The 18,716-nt window shown below is 43.3% G+C and carries 17 protein-coding genes; 10 read left to right on the top strand and 7 right to left on the bottom strand.

Annotated features, from left to right (window positions below):
- The first annotated feature begins 73 nt into the window (after positions 1-73).
- The 7 genes from GYK50_RS08450 to dcd all read left to right on the top strand — a co-directional run bounded on the left by GYK50_RS08450 (position 74) and on the right by dcd (position 6,180).
- The gene (locus GYK50_RS08450) at positions 74-787 is read left to right on the top strand and encodes a CoA transferase subunit A (RefSeq protein WP_071001269.1); all 714 of its coding nucleotides are present in this window, start codon (positions 74-76) and stop codon (positions 785-787) included.
- 125 nt (positions 788-912) lie between these two features.
- Positions 913-1,542 carry a 3-oxoacid CoA-transferase subunit B gene (locus GYK50_RS08445; protein WP_093068991.1) on the top strand — a complete coding sequence of 210 codons (630 nt, stop codon included), beginning with the start codon at positions 913-915 and terminating at the stop codon, positions 1,540-1,542.
- A 42-nt stretch (positions 1,543-1,584) separates the two neighbouring features.
- Positions 1,585-2,385 (top strand): 3-hydroxybutyrate dehydrogenase, encoded by an 801-nt coding sequence (locus GYK50_RS08440; RefSeq protein ID WP_071001271.1) that lies wholly within the window; start codon positions 1,585-1,587, stop codon positions 2,383-2,385.
- 209 nt (positions 2,386-2,594) lie between these two features.
- Positions 2,595-3,827 (top strand): iron-sulfur cluster carrier protein ApbC, encoded by a 1,233-nt coding sequence (gene apbC, locus GYK50_RS08435; protein ID WP_212563670.1) that lies wholly within the window; start codon positions 2,595-2,597, stop codon positions 3,825-3,827.
- 93 nt (positions 3,828-3,920) lie between these two features.
- A complete protein-coding gene (locus GYK50_RS08430; protein WP_212563669.1) occupies positions 3,921-4,346 on the top strand; it encodes a hypothetical protein in 426 nt (141 codons plus the stop codon).
- A 39-nt stretch (positions 4,347-4,385) separates the two neighbouring features.
- Entirely contained in the window at positions 4,386-5,492 is a 1,107-nt protein-coding gene (locus GYK50_RS08425) for a DUF2804 domain-containing protein (RefSeq protein WP_212563668.1), read from the top strand.
- 112 nt (positions 5,493-5,604) lie between these two features.
- The gene (dcd, locus tag GYK50_RS08420) at positions 5,605-6,180 is read left to right on the top strand and encodes a dCTP deaminase (RefSeq protein ID WP_058024138.1); all 576 of its coding nucleotides are present in this window, start codon (positions 5,605-5,607) and stop codon (positions 6,178-6,180) included.
- A 104-nt stretch (positions 6,181-6,284) separates the two neighbouring features.
- Here the strand turns inward: dcd and GYK50_RS08415 are convergent, their stop codons facing one another.
- From GYK50_RS08415 to GYK50_RS08390, 6 genes are all read right to left on the bottom strand, one after another.
- Positions 6,285-6,719 (bottom strand): ClpXP protease specificity-enhancing factor, encoded by a 435-nt coding sequence (locus tag GYK50_RS08415; protein ID WP_212563667.1) that lies wholly within the window; start codon positions 6,717-6,719, stop codon positions 6,285-6,287.
- A gap of 132 nt (positions 6,720-6,851) precedes the next feature.
- A complete protein-coding gene (locus tag GYK50_RS08410; protein WP_071001275.1) occupies positions 6,852-7,466 on the bottom strand; it encodes a glutathione S-transferase N-terminal domain-containing protein in 615 nt (204 codons plus the stop codon).
- Between the two features lie 197 nt (positions 7,467-7,663).
- Positions 7,664-8,377 carry a cytochrome c1 gene (locus GYK50_RS08405; RefSeq protein ID WP_071001276.1) on the bottom strand — a complete coding sequence of 238 codons (714 nt, stop codon included), beginning with the start codon at positions 8,375-8,377 and terminating at the stop codon, positions 7,664-7,666.
- Positions 8,377-9,582, bottom strand: a complete 1,206-nt coding sequence (locus tag GYK50_RS08400) for a cytochrome b (protein ID WP_197496753.1) — start codon at positions 9,580-9,582, stop codon at positions 8,377-8,379. Before GYK50_RS08400 ends, GYK50_RS08405 begins: the two co-directional genes overlap by 1 nt.
- A 22-nt stretch (positions 9,583-9,604) precedes the next feature.
- Positions 9,605-10,189, bottom strand: coding sequence for a ubiquinol-cytochrome c reductase iron-sulfur subunit (gene petA / locus GYK50_RS08395; RefSeq protein ID WP_071001278.1), 585 nt, complete (start codon positions 10,187-10,189; stop codon positions 9,605-9,607).
- A 515-nt stretch (positions 10,190-10,704) separates the two neighbouring features.
- Positions 10,705-12,645, bottom strand: a complete 1,941-nt coding sequence (locus tag GYK50_RS08390; RefSeq protein ID WP_071001279.1) for an ATP-binding cassette domain-containing protein — start codon at positions 12,643-12,645, stop codon at positions 10,705-10,707.
- Between the two features lie 240 nt (positions 12,646-12,885).
- On the opposite strand from GYK50_RS08390, the gene GYK50_RS08385 reads away from it, so the two are divergent.
- The 3 genes from GYK50_RS08385 to GYK50_RS08375 all read left to right on the top strand — a co-directional run bounded on the left by GYK50_RS08385 (position 12,886) and on the right by GYK50_RS08375 (position 16,301).
- A complete protein-coding gene (locus tag GYK50_RS08385) occupies positions 12,886-13,143 on the top strand; it encodes a SlyX family protein (RefSeq protein WP_058024131.1) in 258 nt (85 codons plus the stop codon).
- A gap of 219 nt (positions 13,144-13,362) precedes the next feature.
- Entirely contained in the window at positions 13,363-14,574 is a 1,212-nt protein-coding gene (locus tag GYK50_RS08380) for an OmpP1/FadL family transporter (RefSeq protein ID WP_071001280.1), read from the top strand.
- 371 nt (positions 14,575-14,945) lie between these two features.
- Positions 14,946-16,301 (top strand): outer membrane protein transport protein, encoded by a 1,356-nt coding sequence (locus GYK50_RS08375; protein WP_212563665.1) that lies wholly within the window; start codon positions 14,946-14,948, stop codon positions 16,299-16,301.
- Between the two features lie 464 nt (positions 16,302-16,765).
- On the opposite strand, the gene putP is transcribed toward GYK50_RS08375, so the two are convergent.
- Entirely contained in the window at positions 16,766-18,265 is a 1,500-nt protein-coding gene (gene putP, locus GYK50_RS08370; RefSeq protein ID WP_093070984.1) for a sodium/proline symporter PutP, read from the bottom strand.
- Positions 18,266-18,716 lie beyond the last annotated feature (451 nt).

The following is an 18,716-nucleotide window of genomic DNA, read 5'->3' as shown; positions in this document are numbered from 1 at the left end:
TGATTGGCACAATAAATAAATCATGATAGATAATGGACGTTAATAACAAAAACAGACTTGCAAGGAGATAAGTATGAGTCGCTCAAAAGTATATAACAGTGCCGAAGAGGCGCTAAAAGGCATCGTCAGCGATGGGCAAACACTCGCTATCGGTGGTTTTGGTCTATGCGGCATTCCAGAAGCATTGATCGAAGCACTACGTGATAGTGGCGTTAAAGAGTTGACCTGTATCAGCAACAACGCTGGCGTCGATGATTTTGGACTTGGTCTGCTACTACAGACCCGCCAAATCAAGAAAATGATTTCATCATATGTTGGTGAAAACAAAGAGTTCGAACGCCAGTACTTGGCAGGCGAGCTTGAGGTTGAGCTAACCCCGCAAGGTACATTGGCAGAAAAGCTACGCTCAGGTGGTGCGGGTATTCCTGCATTCTATACAGCGACTGGTGTGGGCACATTAGTTGCCGAAGGTAAAGAAACGCGTGATTTTGATGGTCGTACTTATGTGTTAGAGCATTCATTACGTGCGGATGTGGCACTCATCAAAGCACAAAAAGCTGATAAAGCCGGTAACTTGATATTTAATAAGACCGCTCGCAACTTCAACCCAGACTGCGCAATGGCGGGAAAAATCACCATCGTCGAAGTCGAAGAAATCGTCGAGACAGGTTCGTTTGATCCAGATGAAGTGCATCTACCAGGTATTTTTGTGCAACGTATTGTATTGAATGCTAGCCCTGAAAAACGTATCGAAAAAACCACGACTAAAGCGGTAGAAGGCGCTTAGATAAAATCATGGTTGAGACTTATCGTCAGTTTTTAGATTGATAATAACTTAGATAGCTAATTGTTTAGATAGCTAACGATTTAGATGAATAGCAATAGAATATCGTAAAAAATAAGGAAATCAGCATGGCATGGACAAGAGAACAAATGGCGCAGCGCGCGGCAAAAGAGCTACAAGACGGCTATTATGTCAACTTAGGCATTGGTCTACCAACGCTAGTCGCTAACTATATTCCTGAAGGCGTAGACGTATGGCTACAATCAGAGAACGGCTTGCTGGGTATTGGTGAGTTTCCAACCGAAGACGCCGTTGATGCCGATCTGATCAATGCAGGCAAGCAAACCGTGACCGCAGAAGCAGGGGCCAGTTATTTTAGTAGTTCAGAGTCCTTTTCGATGATTCGCGGTGGTCATGTCAACTTAGCGATATTAGGCGCCATGGAAGTCTCAGAACAAGGTGACCTTGCTAACTGGATGATTCCTAAAAAAATGGTCAAAGGCATGGGCGGTGCGATGGATTTGGTCGCAGGCGTACAGCGTGTGATTGTATTGATGGAACAGGTCAACAAGCATGGCGAGCCAAAAATCTTAGCCAACTGTGAGCTACCATTGACGGGTAAGGGCGTGGTTGATCGTATCATCACTGAGCTTGCCGTATTAGACGTTACTGACAGTGGCCTAAAATTGGTTGAATTAGCAGATGGTGTTAGCTTTGACGAGCTACAAGAAAAAACGCCAGTTAGCATTGCTCAATAGGATTTATCTCCTAATATTTATAGATCATAATAAGGAACCTATATGTCCACCCAATTACAGCAGGATTTGACAGGTAAAGTGGCATTAATCACTGGCTCTGCAAGTGGTATCGGTCGTGATATCGCTGAGACTTATGCAAAAGCAGGCGCTTCGGTTGGTATTGCCGATATCAATCTTGAAGCAGCACAGCAAACGGTTGATGCCATTGAAGCAGGTGGCGGGCGTGCTCTTGCGATTGCGATGGATGTGACCTCTGAAGATGCGGTAAACGAAGGTGTACAGAAATTGGTTGATACCTTTGGCGCTATTGATATTTTGGTGTCTAATGCTGGTATCCAAATTATCGATCCTATCCATAAAATGACGTTTGATGACTGGAAAAAAATGCTCGCTATTCACTTAGATGGCGCTTTTTTGACCACTAAAGCCGCGATTAAGCACATGTATAAAGGCAATAAGGGCGGCACGGTCATCTACATGGGCTCAGTACACTCGCATGAAGCGTCACTTTATAAAGCACCTTACGTCACTGCCAAGCACGGCCTGCTAGGACTGTGCCGCGTACTGGCAAAAGAAGGTGCTGAGCATAATGTGCGCTCGCATGTGATCTGTCCCGGGTTTGTCAAAACGCCTTTGGTCGAAAAACAAATACCGCAGCAAGCAAGCGAGAAAGGTATTAGTGAAGAATCTGTCGTTAATGACATTATGCTAGTAAATACTGTCGATAAAGAATTTACAACGGTAGAGGATATTGCTCAGTTGGCACTATTCTTAGCGGCGTTTCCCAGTAATGTGTTTACAGGACAATCTATCGTTGCCAGTCATGGCTGGTTTATGAATTAATAGACAAATATTGCGCCTATTATAATAGAACAAACCACAATGTCAGACCTACTGGCGTTGTGGTTTTTTTATGCGTCCAATTCAGCTACACTGTCACGATAAAAGGTTTGGCTAAAATGGTCACTGGTTTTATCGTTTGCTCAATAGGAGACGATATGAATTAAGCCATGTACCAAACTCATCCACTTGTATAGGCAATAATAATAGCTATGTTCAACTTTATGAAGAAAAAAACCACCAAAACCGAAACACCGCAGCAGCAGGCAGAACGTGATAGTGCCGTTGATAAAGTATTGCTTGGGTATGAGATAGGAACAGTCAGTATTGCGACGATGGTCACAGGACTTGAGCGTGACGGCGAGGCGCTGACGCTAGACTTGCGCCTGCCACAAGACAGCAACCCTGAAGCTGTCCAACAAGAGCTTGGTCAGCTGCTGCATCCGCATGGCATTACCACGATTCATATGAATGTGCGCCTGCCTGCTCCAGAAAAAGGGTCAGGTTCAAGCTTACCAAAGCAGATGCCAAAGACAACCAATGCGATGGAGTCCCAGCCTTCATCTGGCGTTAATAACAACGTGAGTAATGCCAATAACGCTAACGCTGAGCCGCCAATTACCAAAGCAGCACCTACGCAAGCTTCATTAGCTGCGCATCCTCGTATCCGCCATATTATTGTTGTGGCATCAGGTAAGGGCGGCGTTGGCAAATCAACGACGACTGTGAACATCGCACTGGCATTACAAAAGCTGGGTAATCGCGTGGGCGTGCTTGATGCGGATATATATGGGCCTAGTATGCCGACAATGCTAGGTGTTGCCGATGTGAAGCCGCAATTAGAAAACGAGCAGTTCGTTCCGGTTGATGCGCATGGAATAGCGATGCTCTCCATCGGTAGTTTGCTCGATGGGGAGAACACACCAGTTGCGTGGCGTGGACCAAAGGCGACAGGTGCGCTGATGCAGCTTTATAATCAAACCAACTGGCCACAGCTAGATTACTTGGTGATTGACATGCCGCCAGGTACGGGCGATATACAGCTGACCTTAGCACAGCGTATCCCAGTGACAGGCGCTGTCATCGTCACGACGCCGCAGCACGTTGCACTACTTGATGCGCAGAAAGGTATTGAGATGTTTAACAAAACCAGTATTCCTGTGCTTGGTGTTGTTGAAAACATGGCGCTGCACACTTGTAGTAACTGCAACCATACCGAAGCGATTTTTGGTACTGGCGGTGGTGAGATTATCGCTGAGCAGTATCAGGTGCCGCTATTAGGGCAACTACCACTTGCCAGTGGTATCCGCGCCCAAGTCGATAAAGGGGAGCCTAGTGTATTGGCTGATGATGAGTTTGCGAATTACTATATCAATATAGCCAAAAACATCGAGACTAATATTGATAAATTTGCTAAGCCTGTTGATGATAAACGTATATTTTAATCGTTTATGATGATTGTTTATCAATAACAAATTAGCCTAAGCAAATATAAAGTTAAAAGCACTTTTATCCTAACAAAGAAGCAAGGAAGCTTTGTGAGCGTATCTATTTATCAAAGTCATTTAGAGACTGCGCCCAAGCAGTACACGTTATTAAAAATGCTGCGTCCGCCCGTGTATGAAATTGAGCTATCAAATAACCAACTGATTGGCGTTTGCTACTATAAAGATGGTAGTAGCAAGCGCTATCAAGTCAATGCAACCTTTAGTAATAGGCGAATGGTGATTGCCGATTTTTTGTCAGCAGTAGAGGCGATGGCGGCTTTATTGTTAAAGTTTCCCAAGCATCCTTTTGGGACAAATGCTTTTGCCGTAGCAAATGTGACGCAGGAGCTGGTCGATGGACTCACTGCAATAGAGGTCAAAGCCATTACAGAAGCTATTTGGGCCGCATCAAGGCAAGCAAAAAGAACAGTGATAAGTACCGAAGTAAGCTATCAAGGACAAGTGATTAGTCAGTAATAAATGCAAGACAAGGATGTCATAGCAATGTATGGACCTATGAAAAGCGACAAGGTAGATAATGTAGCTTACGCAAATATCATTTCTACCGATATAAAGCCACAAGCTATCGAACAGCTCATCCAAAATGGTCAGCCACAATTTGGGGTGTTCTCGCAAGTTAAACAAATCAATTATCTCGATTATTACAGTCCGCTAATCTCGCAAAAACCATTATCAAACTGGCGTAAAGACTTCAAGGCCAATCAATTCTGTTTTGTCCAAATCATCGAGCCGCCTTTTAGAGTATGTCTCGCACTGGCAACGATTAAGATTGCCACTAGTGCTTTTGTTTATGTTTACAACGAAAAGACTGCACAATTAGAGATTGGGGAAGCCTTGCAGCCAGTTACGCGCTGTAGTGAATTTAAAGGCGATCACTATCAAGGGCAGATGTCTTTTACCCATAGCAAGCTTAGCCTAACGTTAGGTTTTACCCCAGAGCAGGTGAGTATAGAGCTTGATAGCCAATATCTAGCAGTCCATGCAAAATTAGAGCGTCAGCAGCAGCCGCTTGCGATATGTACGCCAACAGGCAGACGCGGTTGGACGTTTACCCAAAAAGAGCCGTTGAGCGCTGCTAGCGGCGAGATAATTATCAAAGCGGGTGCACAGATAACCGCTAGTCAGCAGCAAATACTTGAATTGAGCAAGACAACAAGAGCCAATCTAGATTGGACACTGGGTTATATGCGTCATGAGACCAATTGGTTTTGGACTTGTATCAACAGCTACCTAGCAGATGGTCGGCATTTTTTATTGAATCTCTCTATGGGTGTCAATGAGACAGGTCTAAGTGAGAATGCTTGTTGGCTCGATGGCGAGATTTTTTATCTGCCACCTGTATTATTTGAGCGTAAAGATACGAATGACTCCTCTGCCAATACTTGGCACATTTATCATCGAAGCTTAGGCTGGAGCAGTGTCGATATCGATTTAACTTTCACGCCGATTAGAGTCTACAAAAAAACAGACAATTTCGGCGTTGTCGCCAGCATCTTTGAGCAGTGGCTAGGGGAGTACAGCGGCGAGATACGCTTAGCTGGGCAAGTGCTACGCTTGGATAAGGTAATGGGACTAGCGGAAGATCACTTTGCAAAATGGTAATATCTGACTCAAGCTGAATAGCGAGTGGATACTTTTATCTCGCGTAAAACCTATAAATTGAGCCATCAATTCCGTATAATCATCGCTATTAAAAATTTGCTAAGGAATAACAATGTCTATTAAGTCTGACCGCTGGATTCGTAAAATGGCCGAAGAGCACGGCATGATCGAGCCATACGAGCCAGGTCAAGTGCGCTTTAATGATGCAGGCGAGCGTTTGGTGAGCTACGGTACCTCAAGCTACGGTTACGATGTACGCTGTGCGCCTGAATTCAAAGTCTTTACCAACGTCCATTCAGTCGTTGTTGATCCTAAAAACTTCGATGATAAAAGCTTTATCGATATCGTCGGTGATGAGTGCATTATTCCACCAAACTCGTTTGCCTTAGCACGTACGATGGAATATTTCCGTATTCCACGCGACGTACTGACTATTTGCCTAGGCAAGTCGACTTACGCACGTTGCGGTATTATCGTCAACGTAACGCCGCTAGAGCCTGAGTGGGAAGGGCATGTAACGCTAGAGTTCAGTAATACCACCAATCTACCAGCTCGTATTTATGCCGGAGAAGGCGTAGCACAAATGCTGTTTTTCCAAAGCGATGCTGATGACGTGTGCGAGACCAGCTACAAAGATCGCGGCGGTAAATACCAAGGTCAGCGCGGCGTGACCTTGCCGAGAACCTAGTTAAAGATAAAGTCTCAAGTCTTTGAGCAGCCAACAAAAAAGCCAGTTATATCAAATATGACTGGCTTTTTATTATGTGAAAAATAATCAGTTTGAATGGCTGATTACTTCAGCACTTTCAACCCTGCTTTGTTATCGCGTTTAGGTCTAGTCGCAGCTTTTGGTTTATTCGCTACCGCGCTAGCCTCTTCTTCAGGCTCATAGTTATCGTACTCGTTAGGATCAAAAAACATCCCTTGCGAGTTTTCTTTAGCATAGATGCCAAGTACCGCTTGCAAGGGTACCCAAATTTCTTGCGAGACACCGCCAAAACGCGCACTAAAATGAATATAATCATTTTTCATACTCATATTGCCTGTAGCACGGCTGGCGATGTTTAATACGATACGACCATCTTGCACATGTTCGGTTGGTATCTGTACGTTATCAGCAGTAGCATCGACCATCAGATAAGGCGTCAAGGCGTTGTCTTCTATCCATTGATATAGTGCACGTACCATATAAGGACGGGTAGGTGTAATAGAGGTGGTTTCGCTCATCTAATGATTTCCTATACTAATGATGTTCAATAATGAAAAGATATTTTATTTGGCAAATTATCGCACAATAATTGCAAGTCAATTTCTGTTATATTGATACTTATTCTAAGGCAGCTTCTTATACTTGTCTAATTAACGTACGCTTTTTTGGAAGCTACTACGCTCAAACACTCTCGTTTGATATTCAAACAATGGACGGCTGATAGCACGTGGCAGCTCAATCCCCATTTCATCCAATCGCCATAATAGGGGTGCTAATAACACGTCACACCAACCAAACTTATCAGCCATAAAATAAGGCTTATGAGCGAACAGCGGCGACAGAGTAATCAATGAATCACTGAGTTGTTTTTTAGCAACGGCAGCCTGTGCTTTATTAAAACTATCTGGATGCGTGAGGAGGCGCTTGCCAAGTACGAGCCAATCACGCTGAATGCGCCAAGCCAATTGGCGAAACTGTGCACGTTCCTGCGGTGTCTCAGGGAGCAGTTTGTTTGTGTGATAACGCTCTTCAAGATATTCAAAAATAACATTAATCTCATAAAGCGCAATCTCACGCTGCTGCAATACAGGTAAGGTATGATAGGGATTAAGCTCAGTCAAATCTTCAGGGCGCTCGGAATGCAGACGAGACAAATAGTAAGCAAGCTTTTTTTCTTCAAGTAATAGGCGTACCACATGACTGTCGTAGCCGTCATCAGCATATAAAATTAGCTGACTACTTGGAATGTCATTCGCATCAATCATGAAAGCCTAATGTTAAGAGTGAAGGTTGTCATCGTAAACAAACTCGCAACGTTTATCAAGGTAGTGTACGTAAACATTAGCGCTGAGTGGCTTATTTTCCGGCTTATCTGGTATTTCAGCTTAATGTCAAAGCACAAAAAAAGGCACTACCGAAGTAGTGCCTTTTTTAATTATCAGAACTGTCTGCTAATTATTACTTATTTGACGTCTTTCCAGAATTCTTTGTTCAACAAGTAAACTGGGATGAGTAGTACTAACAAGAATAAAATAACAAAGAAACCAATGACTTGACGGTCGTGACGAGCAGGCTCACCCATCCAAGCCATAAAGTTGACTAAGTCACCAACTTCAGATTCAAATTCTTCTTGGCTTAGCTCTTCTTGCATATTATGCAATACGTGGGGCATAGCAGCATTGGCCAGTACTAAGTTGTTAGCGCCCCAAGGACGACTTGGATCTTCATAGAATGATAATAGGTATGTGTATACCCAGTCATCACCGCGCAGTCTCGTCTCAAGTGACAGATCAGGAGGTGCAGCACCAAACCAAGACGCTTGAACCTCAGGGTCTATCTCAGCAGTAATGTGGTCACCGATTTGATCGGTGGTAACCATCAAATACTTTTCAACCAACTCAGGCGGTATCTCTAAATCTTGTGCAATACGCGAGTGACGAACATACTTGGCTGAGTGGCACCCAGCACAGTAGTTCATAAAGATTTTCGCGCCGTTCTGTAGTGAGCCTTTATTGGTAAAATCAATTGGGGCTGTACTACAGGCCAAATGCTCATCAACACCTTCAGCATTAGTAAACGTACCACAACCACTGCCTTCAGCCATTGCTGTACCAGCAGTCAAGGTCAATGCCGCGCCTAAGCCTAGACCCGCTAGGGATTTGATTAGCGTGCTCATTAGTGACCTCCGGTAACGCGTTCTGGTGGCTGTTTACACTTCTCGATGGCAGTGTAAAACGGCATCAGTAAGAAGAATAAGAAATATAGAATCGTGAATACACGAGCCATAATAGTCGCAGTTGGCGTTGCAGGTGTCGCACCTAAATAGCCAAGTACGATAAAGCTAATAGCAAAGACAGTTAGTGCAATCTTAGACAAGATACCTTTGTAGCGTATTGAGCGTACAGGTGATCTGTCGAGCCACGGTATCAAGAATAGTACAGCGATGGCCGCACCCATGGCGATGACACCGCCCAGCTTACTTGGAACCGCACGCAAGATAGCGTAGAAAGGCGTGTAGTACCATACTGGTGCAATATGCGCTGGTGTTTTCAGTGAGTTCGCTGTCTCAAAGTTTGGTGGCTCAAGGAAGAAACCGCCGCCTTCAGGGAAGAAGAACACCACCGCAAAGAAACAGATAAAGAATACTACAATACCTACCATATCATGCACAGTGTAGTATGGATGGAATTCGATACCGTCTAATGGTACGCCATTTTTGTCTTTTAGCTTCTTAATATCGATACCATCAGGGTTGTTAGAACCTACATGGTGCAATGCGACAATGTGCATGAAGACCAAGCCCACAAGGACCAATGGAATAGCGACAACGTGTAGCGCAAAGAAGCGGTTTAGGGTGATACCTGAGATGATATAGTCACCACGTACCCACTCAGCAAGACCGTCACCGATTACCGGCAGCGCCGCAGGAAGGTTTAAGATAACCTGAGCACCCCAAAATGACATGTTGCCCCAAGGGAGTAGGTATCCAAAGAAACCTTCGGCCATAAGAGCCAAATAGATGCCCATACCGATGAGCCAAATAAGCTCACGAGGTTTTTGATATGAGCCGTAGAGCAGTGCTCTAAACATATGCAAATACACCACGACAAAGAACGCTGAGGCGCCAGTCGAGTGCATATAACGGATGAGCCAACCGCCTTTGACATCACGCATGATGTATTCTACAGACGCAAATGCGCCCTCGGCACTAGGATTGTACATCATCGTCAGCCAAATACCAGTCACCAACTGGTTGACCAATACGACCATTGACAATACGCCAAAGAAGTACCAAAAGTTAAAGTTCTTTGGTGCGTAGTACTTTGACATGTGGTATTCGTAGGTTTCAGTCGCTGGAAAACGCGCGTCCACCCAATGCATTAACTTTTTACCCATACTCATGTTAAGCCTCCCCAACCGTCAAAATGGTACCATCCATACCATATTCTGGAACGGGTAAATTAAGCGGTGCAGGAACGCCACTATATACGCGGCCTGCTAAGTCATATTTTGACCCGTGGCACGGACAGAAAAACCCGCCGTACCAATCATTGCCACCTAAATCCACCGCGCCCACATCAGGACGGTAGTTTGGTGCACAGCCTAAATGAGTACAAACGCCTTCCACAACCAATACGGTTGGTTCTATCGAGCGAGTAGGGTTTTTGCAATATTCTGGCTGTAGAGACGCATCAGACTCAGGATCAGATAATAAAGGCGTAACTGATTCTAGTCCTGCGACCATGTCTTCTGTGCGTTTAACGACATAAATAGGTTTGCCACGGTATTTGACAACAATCATTTGTCCATCTTCGATAGCACCAATATCTTGGGTTACTGCAGCCCCTGCAGCCTCAGCTTTAGCGCTTGGGTACCAAGAACGGACAAAAGGTGTCGCCACGGCAGCTACCCCAGCTGCACCAATCGCGGCAGTTGAGGCAATAAGAACTCTACGGCGTTGTACATTAACGCCTTCGGCTTGGCTCATTAATACTTCCTCCAGGTGAATGAAATGGGATTATCCCACACTGGGTTTGTGGCTTAGAAAATATACAATATCAAGCCACTTTAGCTGTGCCTAATTTTGCTAATTGTTACTATTCTAAGCTATTTCGGTGATAAAATAAATTATTGCGTTAAAAATAAAGCAACCTTAATAGGGCATATTAGGGGGTTGAATATGATAACCATATTAAAACAGTCGGATTATCAATGTTTAACGCCAACTTTGCTTTTATAGGGATTGTAAATGTCATGACCTTATAATTAATAAGGATTTTTCAGCAATAGCGAATGATACTTGAAATTACGAAAATGTTCACTAACTTTCACCATCTCACTACTGGATAAAACGAATATCACCACTCTATATATAATAAAGTGGTGATGCTTTCAGAATAATTAATAATGCTTTATCAGACTATCAGAAACTTGTTTATCGAAATACGCAATGCAAAGTACATATGCGATATTCTAATAAATGTGGCTAGAGAAGTGCCATTATTAGTCTTCAAGCTCGCTCCAACGCTCAAGCTTACTCATCATTTCATCTTCGATGGCCAACAAGCGCTCACTTGCGGCTGTCGCGGCATCAAAGTCGGTATTAAACCAAGAGCCATCAGCCAATTTTTCTTGTAGTTGAGTTTGTTCGGCTTCGAGTGCGGCGATTTCTTTGGGTAAGCTATCTAGCTCGCGCTGCTCATTGAAGTTGAGCTTTTTGGCGGCTTTATTTGGCTTCCCAGCGTCAGCTTTATTGGCTGATTTTGACGCTTTAGTATTGCTAACGGGTGCTTTTGCGGCGCGCGCGGCTTCCTCGCGGTTTTTTTGTATCAAGTACTCTTGATAACCGCCGACATACTCTTTGACGATGCCATTGCCATTTTCATCCGTGTCAAATACCCAGGTGGAGGTGACCACATTGTCCATAAATGAGCGGTCATGACTGATCAGCAAGATGGTACCGTTAAAGCTGCTGACCGACTCTTCTAATAGCTCAAGGGTGGCCATATCCAAATCGTTGGTTGGCTCATCAAGTACTAATATGTTGGCAGGTTTTAATAACTGCTTGGCCAGCAATACACGGTTGCGCTCACCACCTGACAAGGCTTTGACAGGGGTACGTGCACGCTCTGGTGCAAATAAGAAGTCTTGTAAATAGCTCATGATATGTGTCTTGCGACCGCCAACTTCGACAAAGTCAGAACCTTCTGAGACGTTTTGCGCGACGCTGGCTTCAAGATCTAGCTGATCACGCAGCTGATCAAAAAAGGCAATTTGCAAATTGGTGCCAAGCGTGACGCTGCCGGTCTTGGTGACCTCGTCATCCGACATATCGAGTAGGGCTTTGATAAGGGTGGTTTTACCAGCACCGTTAGGGCCGACAATACCGATTTTGTCGCCGCGCATAATAGTGGTCGTAAAGTTGTCAACCAGTACATTACCCTCATATTCAAGGTGCAGGTTTTTGACTTTACAAACGAGCTTGCCGCTTTTTTCGCCTTGACCCATCGTGATGTTTACATTACCCACTTGCTCACGGCGTTCGCGGCGCTCTTCACGCAATGCTTTTAGTTCACGGACGCGGCCCTCATTGCGGGTACGGCGAGCTTTGATGCCTTGACGAATCCAGACTTCTTCTTGCGCCAGTTTTTTATCAAAATTGGCGTTGTTCTTTTCTTCAGCCTGTAATTGTAGCTCTTTTAGCTCTTGATAACGAGCGTAGCCTTTGGCGCCTTGAGTGACGTCATAGCTGGTCAATTGACCACGGTCAAGCTCTACAATACGAGTCGCAAGCTTATCAACGAATGCTCTATCGTGGGTGACAAACAGTAGAGTTAGACCTTGCCAATCGAGCAAGAAGCGCTCTAACCACTCAATACTATCAACGTCTAGATGGTTGGTTGGCTCATCAAGTAGGAGTACATCAGGTTTGGTGACCAGCGCACGAGCAAGTAATACGCGGCGCTTACGACCACCAGAGAGTGATGACAAATCATCTTCCGGATCAAGTCCCATTGTTGTGATCAGACGCATGGCATCACGTTCTAAGTCCCAGCCATGGACGGCGTCGATATCATGCTGCAAGGTCGCCATGTGCTCGCAAGCGTCCATGTCGCCATTGGCGCACATCTCCACTTGCTTATTATAATTGATCAGCAGCTCAGCTGTGCGGCGGCTACCGCCCATGACGATATCGAGTATGCGTCCGCTCGACTCGGGGACGTCTTGCTCAAGCATCGCAACACGCATACTGCTGTTGGTGATGATCTCACCACTATCTGGCTGCAATGAGCCATTAATCAGTTTGAATAAGGTGGATTTACCTTCGCCATTGCGGCCAATCAAACACACACGCTCGCCTGAATTGATAGAAAAATCAATACCATCAAGAACAGGCGCGACGCCAAACGCTAAGTGAATGTCTTTTAAATGAATCAGTGCCATAGAGTATCTTAAGCTTATATAATAGTGAGGTAGGGGTTGTTGCAAAATTGCCAGCAGTATAACATGCCACCGCGCAACTGTAGTGCGAGTAAATCGTTTTATCAGTACTATTTATAGCTTTTATTCATAGCGGCTATTTTTTGTTTAGCATGATGGATTTAATGATGCCACTTAGGTTTTGTCACCTATTTTACTTGATAAACCTTTCAGCCTTATATTTACGATACTTTAGAGAAAAATATGAATCAATCTAATAACAAAGATGCTGCTGCGAGCATACAAGACGACTTGCAAACCCAAGTAATTGATCTGCAAATGAATGTAGCGCACCTTGAGATTACAGTAGAAAGGCTTGATGAGGTGATCGCACGTCAAGATAAAGATATTCAGACATTACAGCGTCAGCTACAACTGATTTATAAGCAAATAGAAAATCAAGACCCAGAGAGTGGTATTGCCCCATTTGATGTGATGGCGGATAGACCACCACATTACTGAAAAATAATAGCAAGTAAGATAACCAATAGTAAATAGTCGCAATATGTATATTTTTAGATAAAGGTACCCTTTGGTGACTTAATAGTCATAATATGGAAATAATGTATTTTGGCAGTTGTTTTAGTGTTAAAAAATCTTTACTATCTTCCACCTCGGATGCTGCTTACTTAAGAGAATTAAGTAAAGCAGTAAAACAATGCGGATGTTTGGAGATGTAAAATGCGCGCCACCTTTCACTTAAAAACTCTTGCAGTAGCTGTTGCTGCTCTATCTGTCGCTAGCGCTGCTAGTGCTGCTGGTCTTGACCGTTCAGGCCAAGATGTCACCGCATTCCTACAAGATGGTACTTATGCTGAAGCTGTCTATACCTATATCGATGCGGACGTGACGGGTAAAGATACTTCAGGTAATAAGATTGATGATATCGCAGAGTCTTATGACTTTTTCCGTTATGGCGTAAAAGCAGACATCAACGACACGTTTAGTGTTGGCGTCTTATATGATGAGCCTTTTGGCGCAGCCGCTGACTATACTGGTGATAATAACTTTGTAAATGCAAACGGTGAGGGTACTAACGTAGAAGTACGTACAGAGAGTATTACTGGTATCCTTGGTGCGAAGTTTGGTCAAAATAAAAACTTCCAAGTATACGGTGGCCCAGTTGCTCAGCGCGTAAAGGCAGATGTAAAGCTACGCGGTCCTGCTTATGAAGCTGCGAACGGTTACACTACGAATATTAATGCTGATCAAGATTACGGTTATATCGCAGGCGTAGCTTATAGCAAGCCTGAAATTGCGTTAAAAGCATCATTAACATACCGATCGGAAATCGAACATAACGCTCAAGCATCTGAAATTTATCCTGTTGTAGGTTCTGGTCTTATACCAGCTCCTGTGGTTTCTGCACTTGGTCTGTCAACAAACAGAGTTGATAGTATTGAAATAACTACGCCTGAATCAGTGAACTTTGATTTTCAAACTGGCATCAACCCTACAACCCTAGCGACTGCCAAAGTACGTTGGGTACCATGGAGTGATTTTGCTATCGTACCATCACTATATAACGATGTTAGCAAGATTTCGACTCAGGATGATAAGGGGTTAGCGTTAGTTAGCTATGATGACGACCAATGGCAAGTAGAGCTAGGATTGGCTAAGCGTGTCGCGCCAGCACTTGCTATCAGTGGTACTGTTGGTTGGGATAGTGGTGCAGGTGACCCAGTCACCTCATTAGGTCCTATCGAAGGCTATTATAGTGCTGGTCTTGGCGCGAAATATAATGTGACCGAAAACTGGGCGATATCTGCTGGCGGTAAATACTTATGGTTCGGTGATGCCAAAGGTCAAATCCCAACTAAGACGATCGTTAGTGATTTCGAAAGTAACGATGGTTTTGTATTGGGTGTAAAGGTATCTTACCAAGCTCAGTAAATCACAAATAAATTATGTGATACTGTTTGCTACTAATATAAAAAAGCGATCCTTTAAGGGTCGCTTTTTTATTATGTGTTTTTAAAAATCACATTTAACAGACTATAGGTAAAAATATTTATTTTCTGGCTATAGACCTTACCGTAAAAATCACATTAAAGACAAAAAGTAAACCACAGTATTTTATTTATATCTTATATGTACTGTTCAGTCATAATTGAGAAATAAAGCACTTTTAATGTTGTTTTAGTGTCAAAAAGACATTAGTATTCAACTTAGGACAAAACTTTAGTAATATCAATATCGAGCATAGCAATGCTACATAATGGTTATTAAAGTATTAATACAACAAGGATCGTTGGAGATACACAATGCGCACTACCTTTCATTTGAAAACCCTTGCAGTAGCTATTGCTACTCTTTCTTTCGCTAGCGTAACCAACGCTGCTGGTCTTGATCGTTCAGGTCAAGATGTCACTGCTTTTTTTCAAGATGGCACTTACGCTGAAGCGGTCTATACTTATATTGATGCTGATGTAAGCGGCTACGATAGTGCGAATGTCAACCCTGGTCAAAATGACTATGAGCGCGGCAATAAAACGGGCGACATTGCTGAATCTTATGACTTCTTCCGCTATGGCGTAAAAACTGATATCAACGACACGTTCAGTGTGGGTGTAATATATGATGAGCCTTTTGGTGCTGCTGCTGAATACACGCAAAGTAATTTTGTGGCAAGCAATAATCCTCAAGCTTCAGGAGGCGAATTGGTAGGTGATGGTGTAGACCCACAGACTGCAGGTGCTATAGCATTAGCTGAGTCAGCCACTGCAGGCGAGAATACTAACGTTGAAGTTCGTAGCCAAAGTTTGACTGGTATTTTGGGAATGAAATTCGGTGCCAATAAAAACTTCCAAATTTATGGTGGTCCAGTTGCTCAGCGTATCCAATCTGAAACCAAATTGCGTGGCTTAGCTTATGGGCCTGCTAGTGGTTATACCTCAAACAGCAATCCTGATATGGATTATGGTTATATCGCAGGTATTGCCTATAGCAAGCCTGAAATTGCTCTAAAAGCAGCGTTGACTTATCGTTCTGAGATTGACCATGATATAGATATCTCTGAGAATTATCCTATAGCAGGTATTTTGGCTCAAGGAGCTGCTTTGCAGCAAGGAGCGACTCCAGCACAGGCAGCGGCTATAGGGGCTGCGGCTGCTAACCGGAACAGTAATTATGAGATTACAACCCCTAAATCAGTCAACTTTGATTTCCAGACTGGTATTAATCCTACAACTCTAGCAACGGCAAAAGTACGCTGGGTACCTTGGAGCGATTTTGTCATCACACCACCATTATATAATGACGTTAGTAAACGTAATTACGGCCCTGATGGTTTGGACTTGGTTGAATACGAAGATGACCAATGGCAAGTGGAGCTTGGTCTTGCCAAGCGTGTTGCACCAGCACTTGCTATCAGTGGTACTGTGGGTTGGGATAGTGGTGCTGGTGATCCAACAACGTCGTTAGGTCCTGTCGATGGCTATTACAGCGTCGGTCTTGGTGCCAAATACAACGTGACGGAAAACTGGGCCGTGTCGGCTGGTGGTAAATACTTATGGTTCGGTGATGCAAAAGGTCGTCTACCTAGTGGAAAAATCGTTGGTGATTTCCAAGATAATGATGGTTATATTGCTGGTTTAAAGATTTCTTATCAAGGAAAGTAGCTTCCTTATATAACTGTTAGATAATAAAAAGCGGCCTATCATAGGTCGCTTTTTTATTGATTCCAATATTTTGAAGTGAATAAAAACTCTTAGATATGGAAAGATATTTAGAGTGTTTTACAGAAAGTAAATTAATAACTGATAGCTACAACCTACTTACTACTCATATGTTGTTATACGTTTGATATCTGCCTTCCAGTTGATTGAATGGTAAGCAATGTATCCATTGTCGCTACCTATATGATAGTTAGCTATCCATATAGGTAGGGGCATGTTTAGACAGATCCATTTGGTAATAGTACATAGCTATTCTATTAAGAGTAGATACTCATAATAGAAGGTTAGAGCAGCCTTCCTACTTATAATAGTAGCTACTTACATCATAATTAATAGCTACCAATAAAAAACCTCGCCATTAGTGGCGAGGTTTTTTTATAGTGATAAGGTAAAGTTACTGTATAAACCTACTTGTTCAGGTTCAATTCCATCTCTTTGTATTTAGCGGCGACTGATTCTCTTGGACCGCCCGTCATGATACTGACTACAAAAATAGCGATGGTACTTAAGATAAAGCCTGGAACAATAGCATATAACCAGCTATTTAGTGCCATACCATCTATTTGGAAAGGACCATAGATCCATAAGATAACCGTCAATGCACCTACAACCATACCGGCAACAGCGCCATTACGGTTCATGTGGCGCCATGTGAGACTGAAAATAACCAACGGCCCAAACGCTGCACCAAATCCTGCCCATGCGTTTGATACTAGGTTCAATACTGAGCTGTCTGGATCAGAAGCTAACAAGATAGCAACAATAGCGACCACGACAACTGAGATACGTCCAACCAATACTTGACGAGCTTCTGGTGCATCTCTGTCAAAGAATAGTTTATAAACGTCTTTGGTTAATGAGCTTGATACTACCAATAACTGCGATGAGATGGTACTCATGATGGCCGCTAAAATCGCTGCTAATAGGAAACCTGAAACCAACGGGTGGAATAGGAACTGAGTGAATACTAAAAAGATAGTCTCAGGATCATCTAACGTCATAGCTGTCTTTTGTACATAAGCACGACCAGCAAAACCAGTCATCAATGCGCCGATAAGACTGACAATCATCCAGCTCATACCGATATTACGTGCAGTAGGCACATCTCGTACTGAGCGGATTGCCATAAAACGCACAATAATATGCGGCTGACCAAAATATCCTAAACCCCATGCCATAAGTGAAATGATACCGATGATACTCATACCGCTAGTAATATTTAGTAGGCTTGGATCAATGTTTCTAACCGCTTCAGTCGTGGCTGAAACACCGCCAAGATCTGTAAAGGCAACGAGAGGTACAATGACCATCGCAAACAGCATGATAACACCCTGTACAAAGTCAGTCATCGATACCGCTAAGAAACCACCGAATAGCGTATAAGCAACCACTACACCAGCAGTAACCCATAGACCAGTACCATAGGATAGATTGAGTGAGCTTTCAAAGAGTTTACCACCGCCTACGAGACTTGCCGCTGTGTAGACAGTAAAGAATAAAATGATAACCAAAGCGGAGATTACACGCAGCATATGCGATTTGTCTTCAAAGCGGTTGGCAAAATAGTCAGGTAAAGTAATAGCGTTATCAGCAACTTCGGTATAAACACGAAGACGCGGTGCTACGATGAGATAGTTCAATAAGGCACCAAGGGTCAAACCAAGTGCGATCCAAATACTCACCACGCCATCTGCATACATATAGCCTGGTAGTCCGAGTAGCAACCAACCTGACATGTCCGATGCGCCTGCTGAAAGTGCAGTAACTGCTGGACCTAGATTACGTCCTCCTAAAAGATAACCCTCGGTATCATTGGCTTGCTTAAAATAAGCATAAACACCAATTCCAATCATCACTAAAAAATAGGCGCCAAGTGATATAAGCACGCCACTAGAAACTCCGTTCATATAAGTTATCCTTAACCAACATCGTTGGCTTTAATTATTTTTTAACTATAAAAGTTCTGTCTTAAAAGACGATGCCTCAAACAAAATATCTCAAACAATGTCTAAAGACAAAAAAAGCCATTAATTAAGACATAATGGCTTTTTTCAGTATCTTTTGTAGTTTTATATGATTGATGTCGTTATATGGCTAGCACTCATATAGAGATAGAGAACAATGGGAACCTCGCATTCCACTTATCTGCTGTTATTGCTCGCATCTGCTATTTATATATGAGTATTAGCAACCTACATAACCAATCAGCGAAACCATTAAACCTACTGTTAACCATCATATCTTACTAGAAGTATTCAATATATGACTATCAGTGTCCTTGTGGTAAATTTTTGTTATTAAAACAACGTCAAGCATATTATAACGTATGAGAGTCACGAATGCGAATAGCTTAAATAC

The organism is Psychrobacter pacificensis (assembly GCF_018336615.1).
Lineage (GTDB): Bacteria > Pseudomonadota > Gammaproteobacteria > Pseudomonadales > Moraxellaceae > Psychrobacter > Psychrobacter pacificensis.
Note: the sequence above shows the minus strand (reverse complement) of the source record. Positions and strands in the feature narration are given on the sequence as shown.

Bases quoted from the DNA above. Each gene is read 5' to 3' on its own strand.
- GYK50_RS08410 (WP_071001275.1), bottom strand. From the start codon at position 7,466: ATGATTGATGCGAATGACATTCCAAGTAGTCAGCTAATTTTATATGCT.
- GYK50_RS08380 (WP_071001280.1), top strand. From the start codon at position 13,363: ATGCGCGCCACCTTTCACTTAAAAACTCTTGCAGTAGCTGTTGCTGCT.
- petA (WP_071001278.1), bottom strand. From the start codon at position 10,189: ATGAGCCAAGCCGAAGGCGTTAATGTACAACGCCGTAGAGTTCTTATT.
- GYK50_RS08450 (WP_071001269.1), top strand. From the start codon at position 74: ATGAGTCGCTCAAAAGTATATAACAGTGCCGAAGAGGCGCTAAAAGGC.
- GYK50_RS08445 (WP_093068991.1), top strand. From the start codon at position 913: ATGGCATGGACAAGAGAACAAATGGCGCAGCGCGCGGCAAAAGAGCTA.
- GYK50_RS08375 (WP_212563665.1), top strand. From the start codon at position 14,946: ATGCGCACTACCTTTCATTTGAAAACCCTTGCAGTAGCTATTGCTACT.
- GYK50_RS08440 (WP_071001271.1), top strand. From the start codon at position 1,585: ATGTCCACCCAATTACAGCAGGATTTGACAGGTAAAGTGGCATTAATC.
- GYK50_RS08385 (WP_058024131.1), top strand. From the start codon at position 12,886: ATGAATCAATCTAATAACAAAGATGCTGCTGCGAGCATACAAGACGAC.
- GYK50_RS08425 (WP_212563668.1), top strand. From the start codon at position 4,386: ATGAAAAGCGACAAGGTAGATAATGTAGCTTACGCAAATATCATTTCT.
- putP (WP_093070984.1), bottom strand. From the start codon at position 18,265: ATGAACGGAGTTTCTAGTGGCGTGCTTATATCACTTGGCGCCTATTTT.
- GYK50_RS08415 (WP_212563667.1), bottom strand. From the start codon at position 6,719: ATGAGCGAAACCACCTCTATTACACCTACCCGTCCTTATATGGTACGT.
- GYK50_RS08400 (WP_197496753.1), bottom strand. From the start codon at position 9,582: ATGCATTGGGTGGACGCGCGTTTTCCAGCGACTGAAACCTACGAATAC.
- GYK50_RS08390 (WP_071001279.1), bottom strand. From the start codon at position 12,645: ATGGCACTGATTCATTTAAAAGACATTCACTTAGCGTTTGGCGTCGCG.
- dcd (WP_058024138.1), top strand. From the start codon at position 5,605: ATGTCTATTAAGTCTGACCGCTGGATTCGTAAAATGGCCGAAGAGCAC.
- apbC (WP_212563670.1), top strand. From the start codon at position 2,595: ATGTTCAACTTTATGAAGAAAAAAACCACCAAAACCGAAACACCGCAG.
- GYK50_RS08405 (WP_071001276.1), bottom strand. From the start codon at position 8,377: ATGAGCACGCTAATCAAATCCCTAGCGGGTCTAGGCTTAGGCGCGGCA.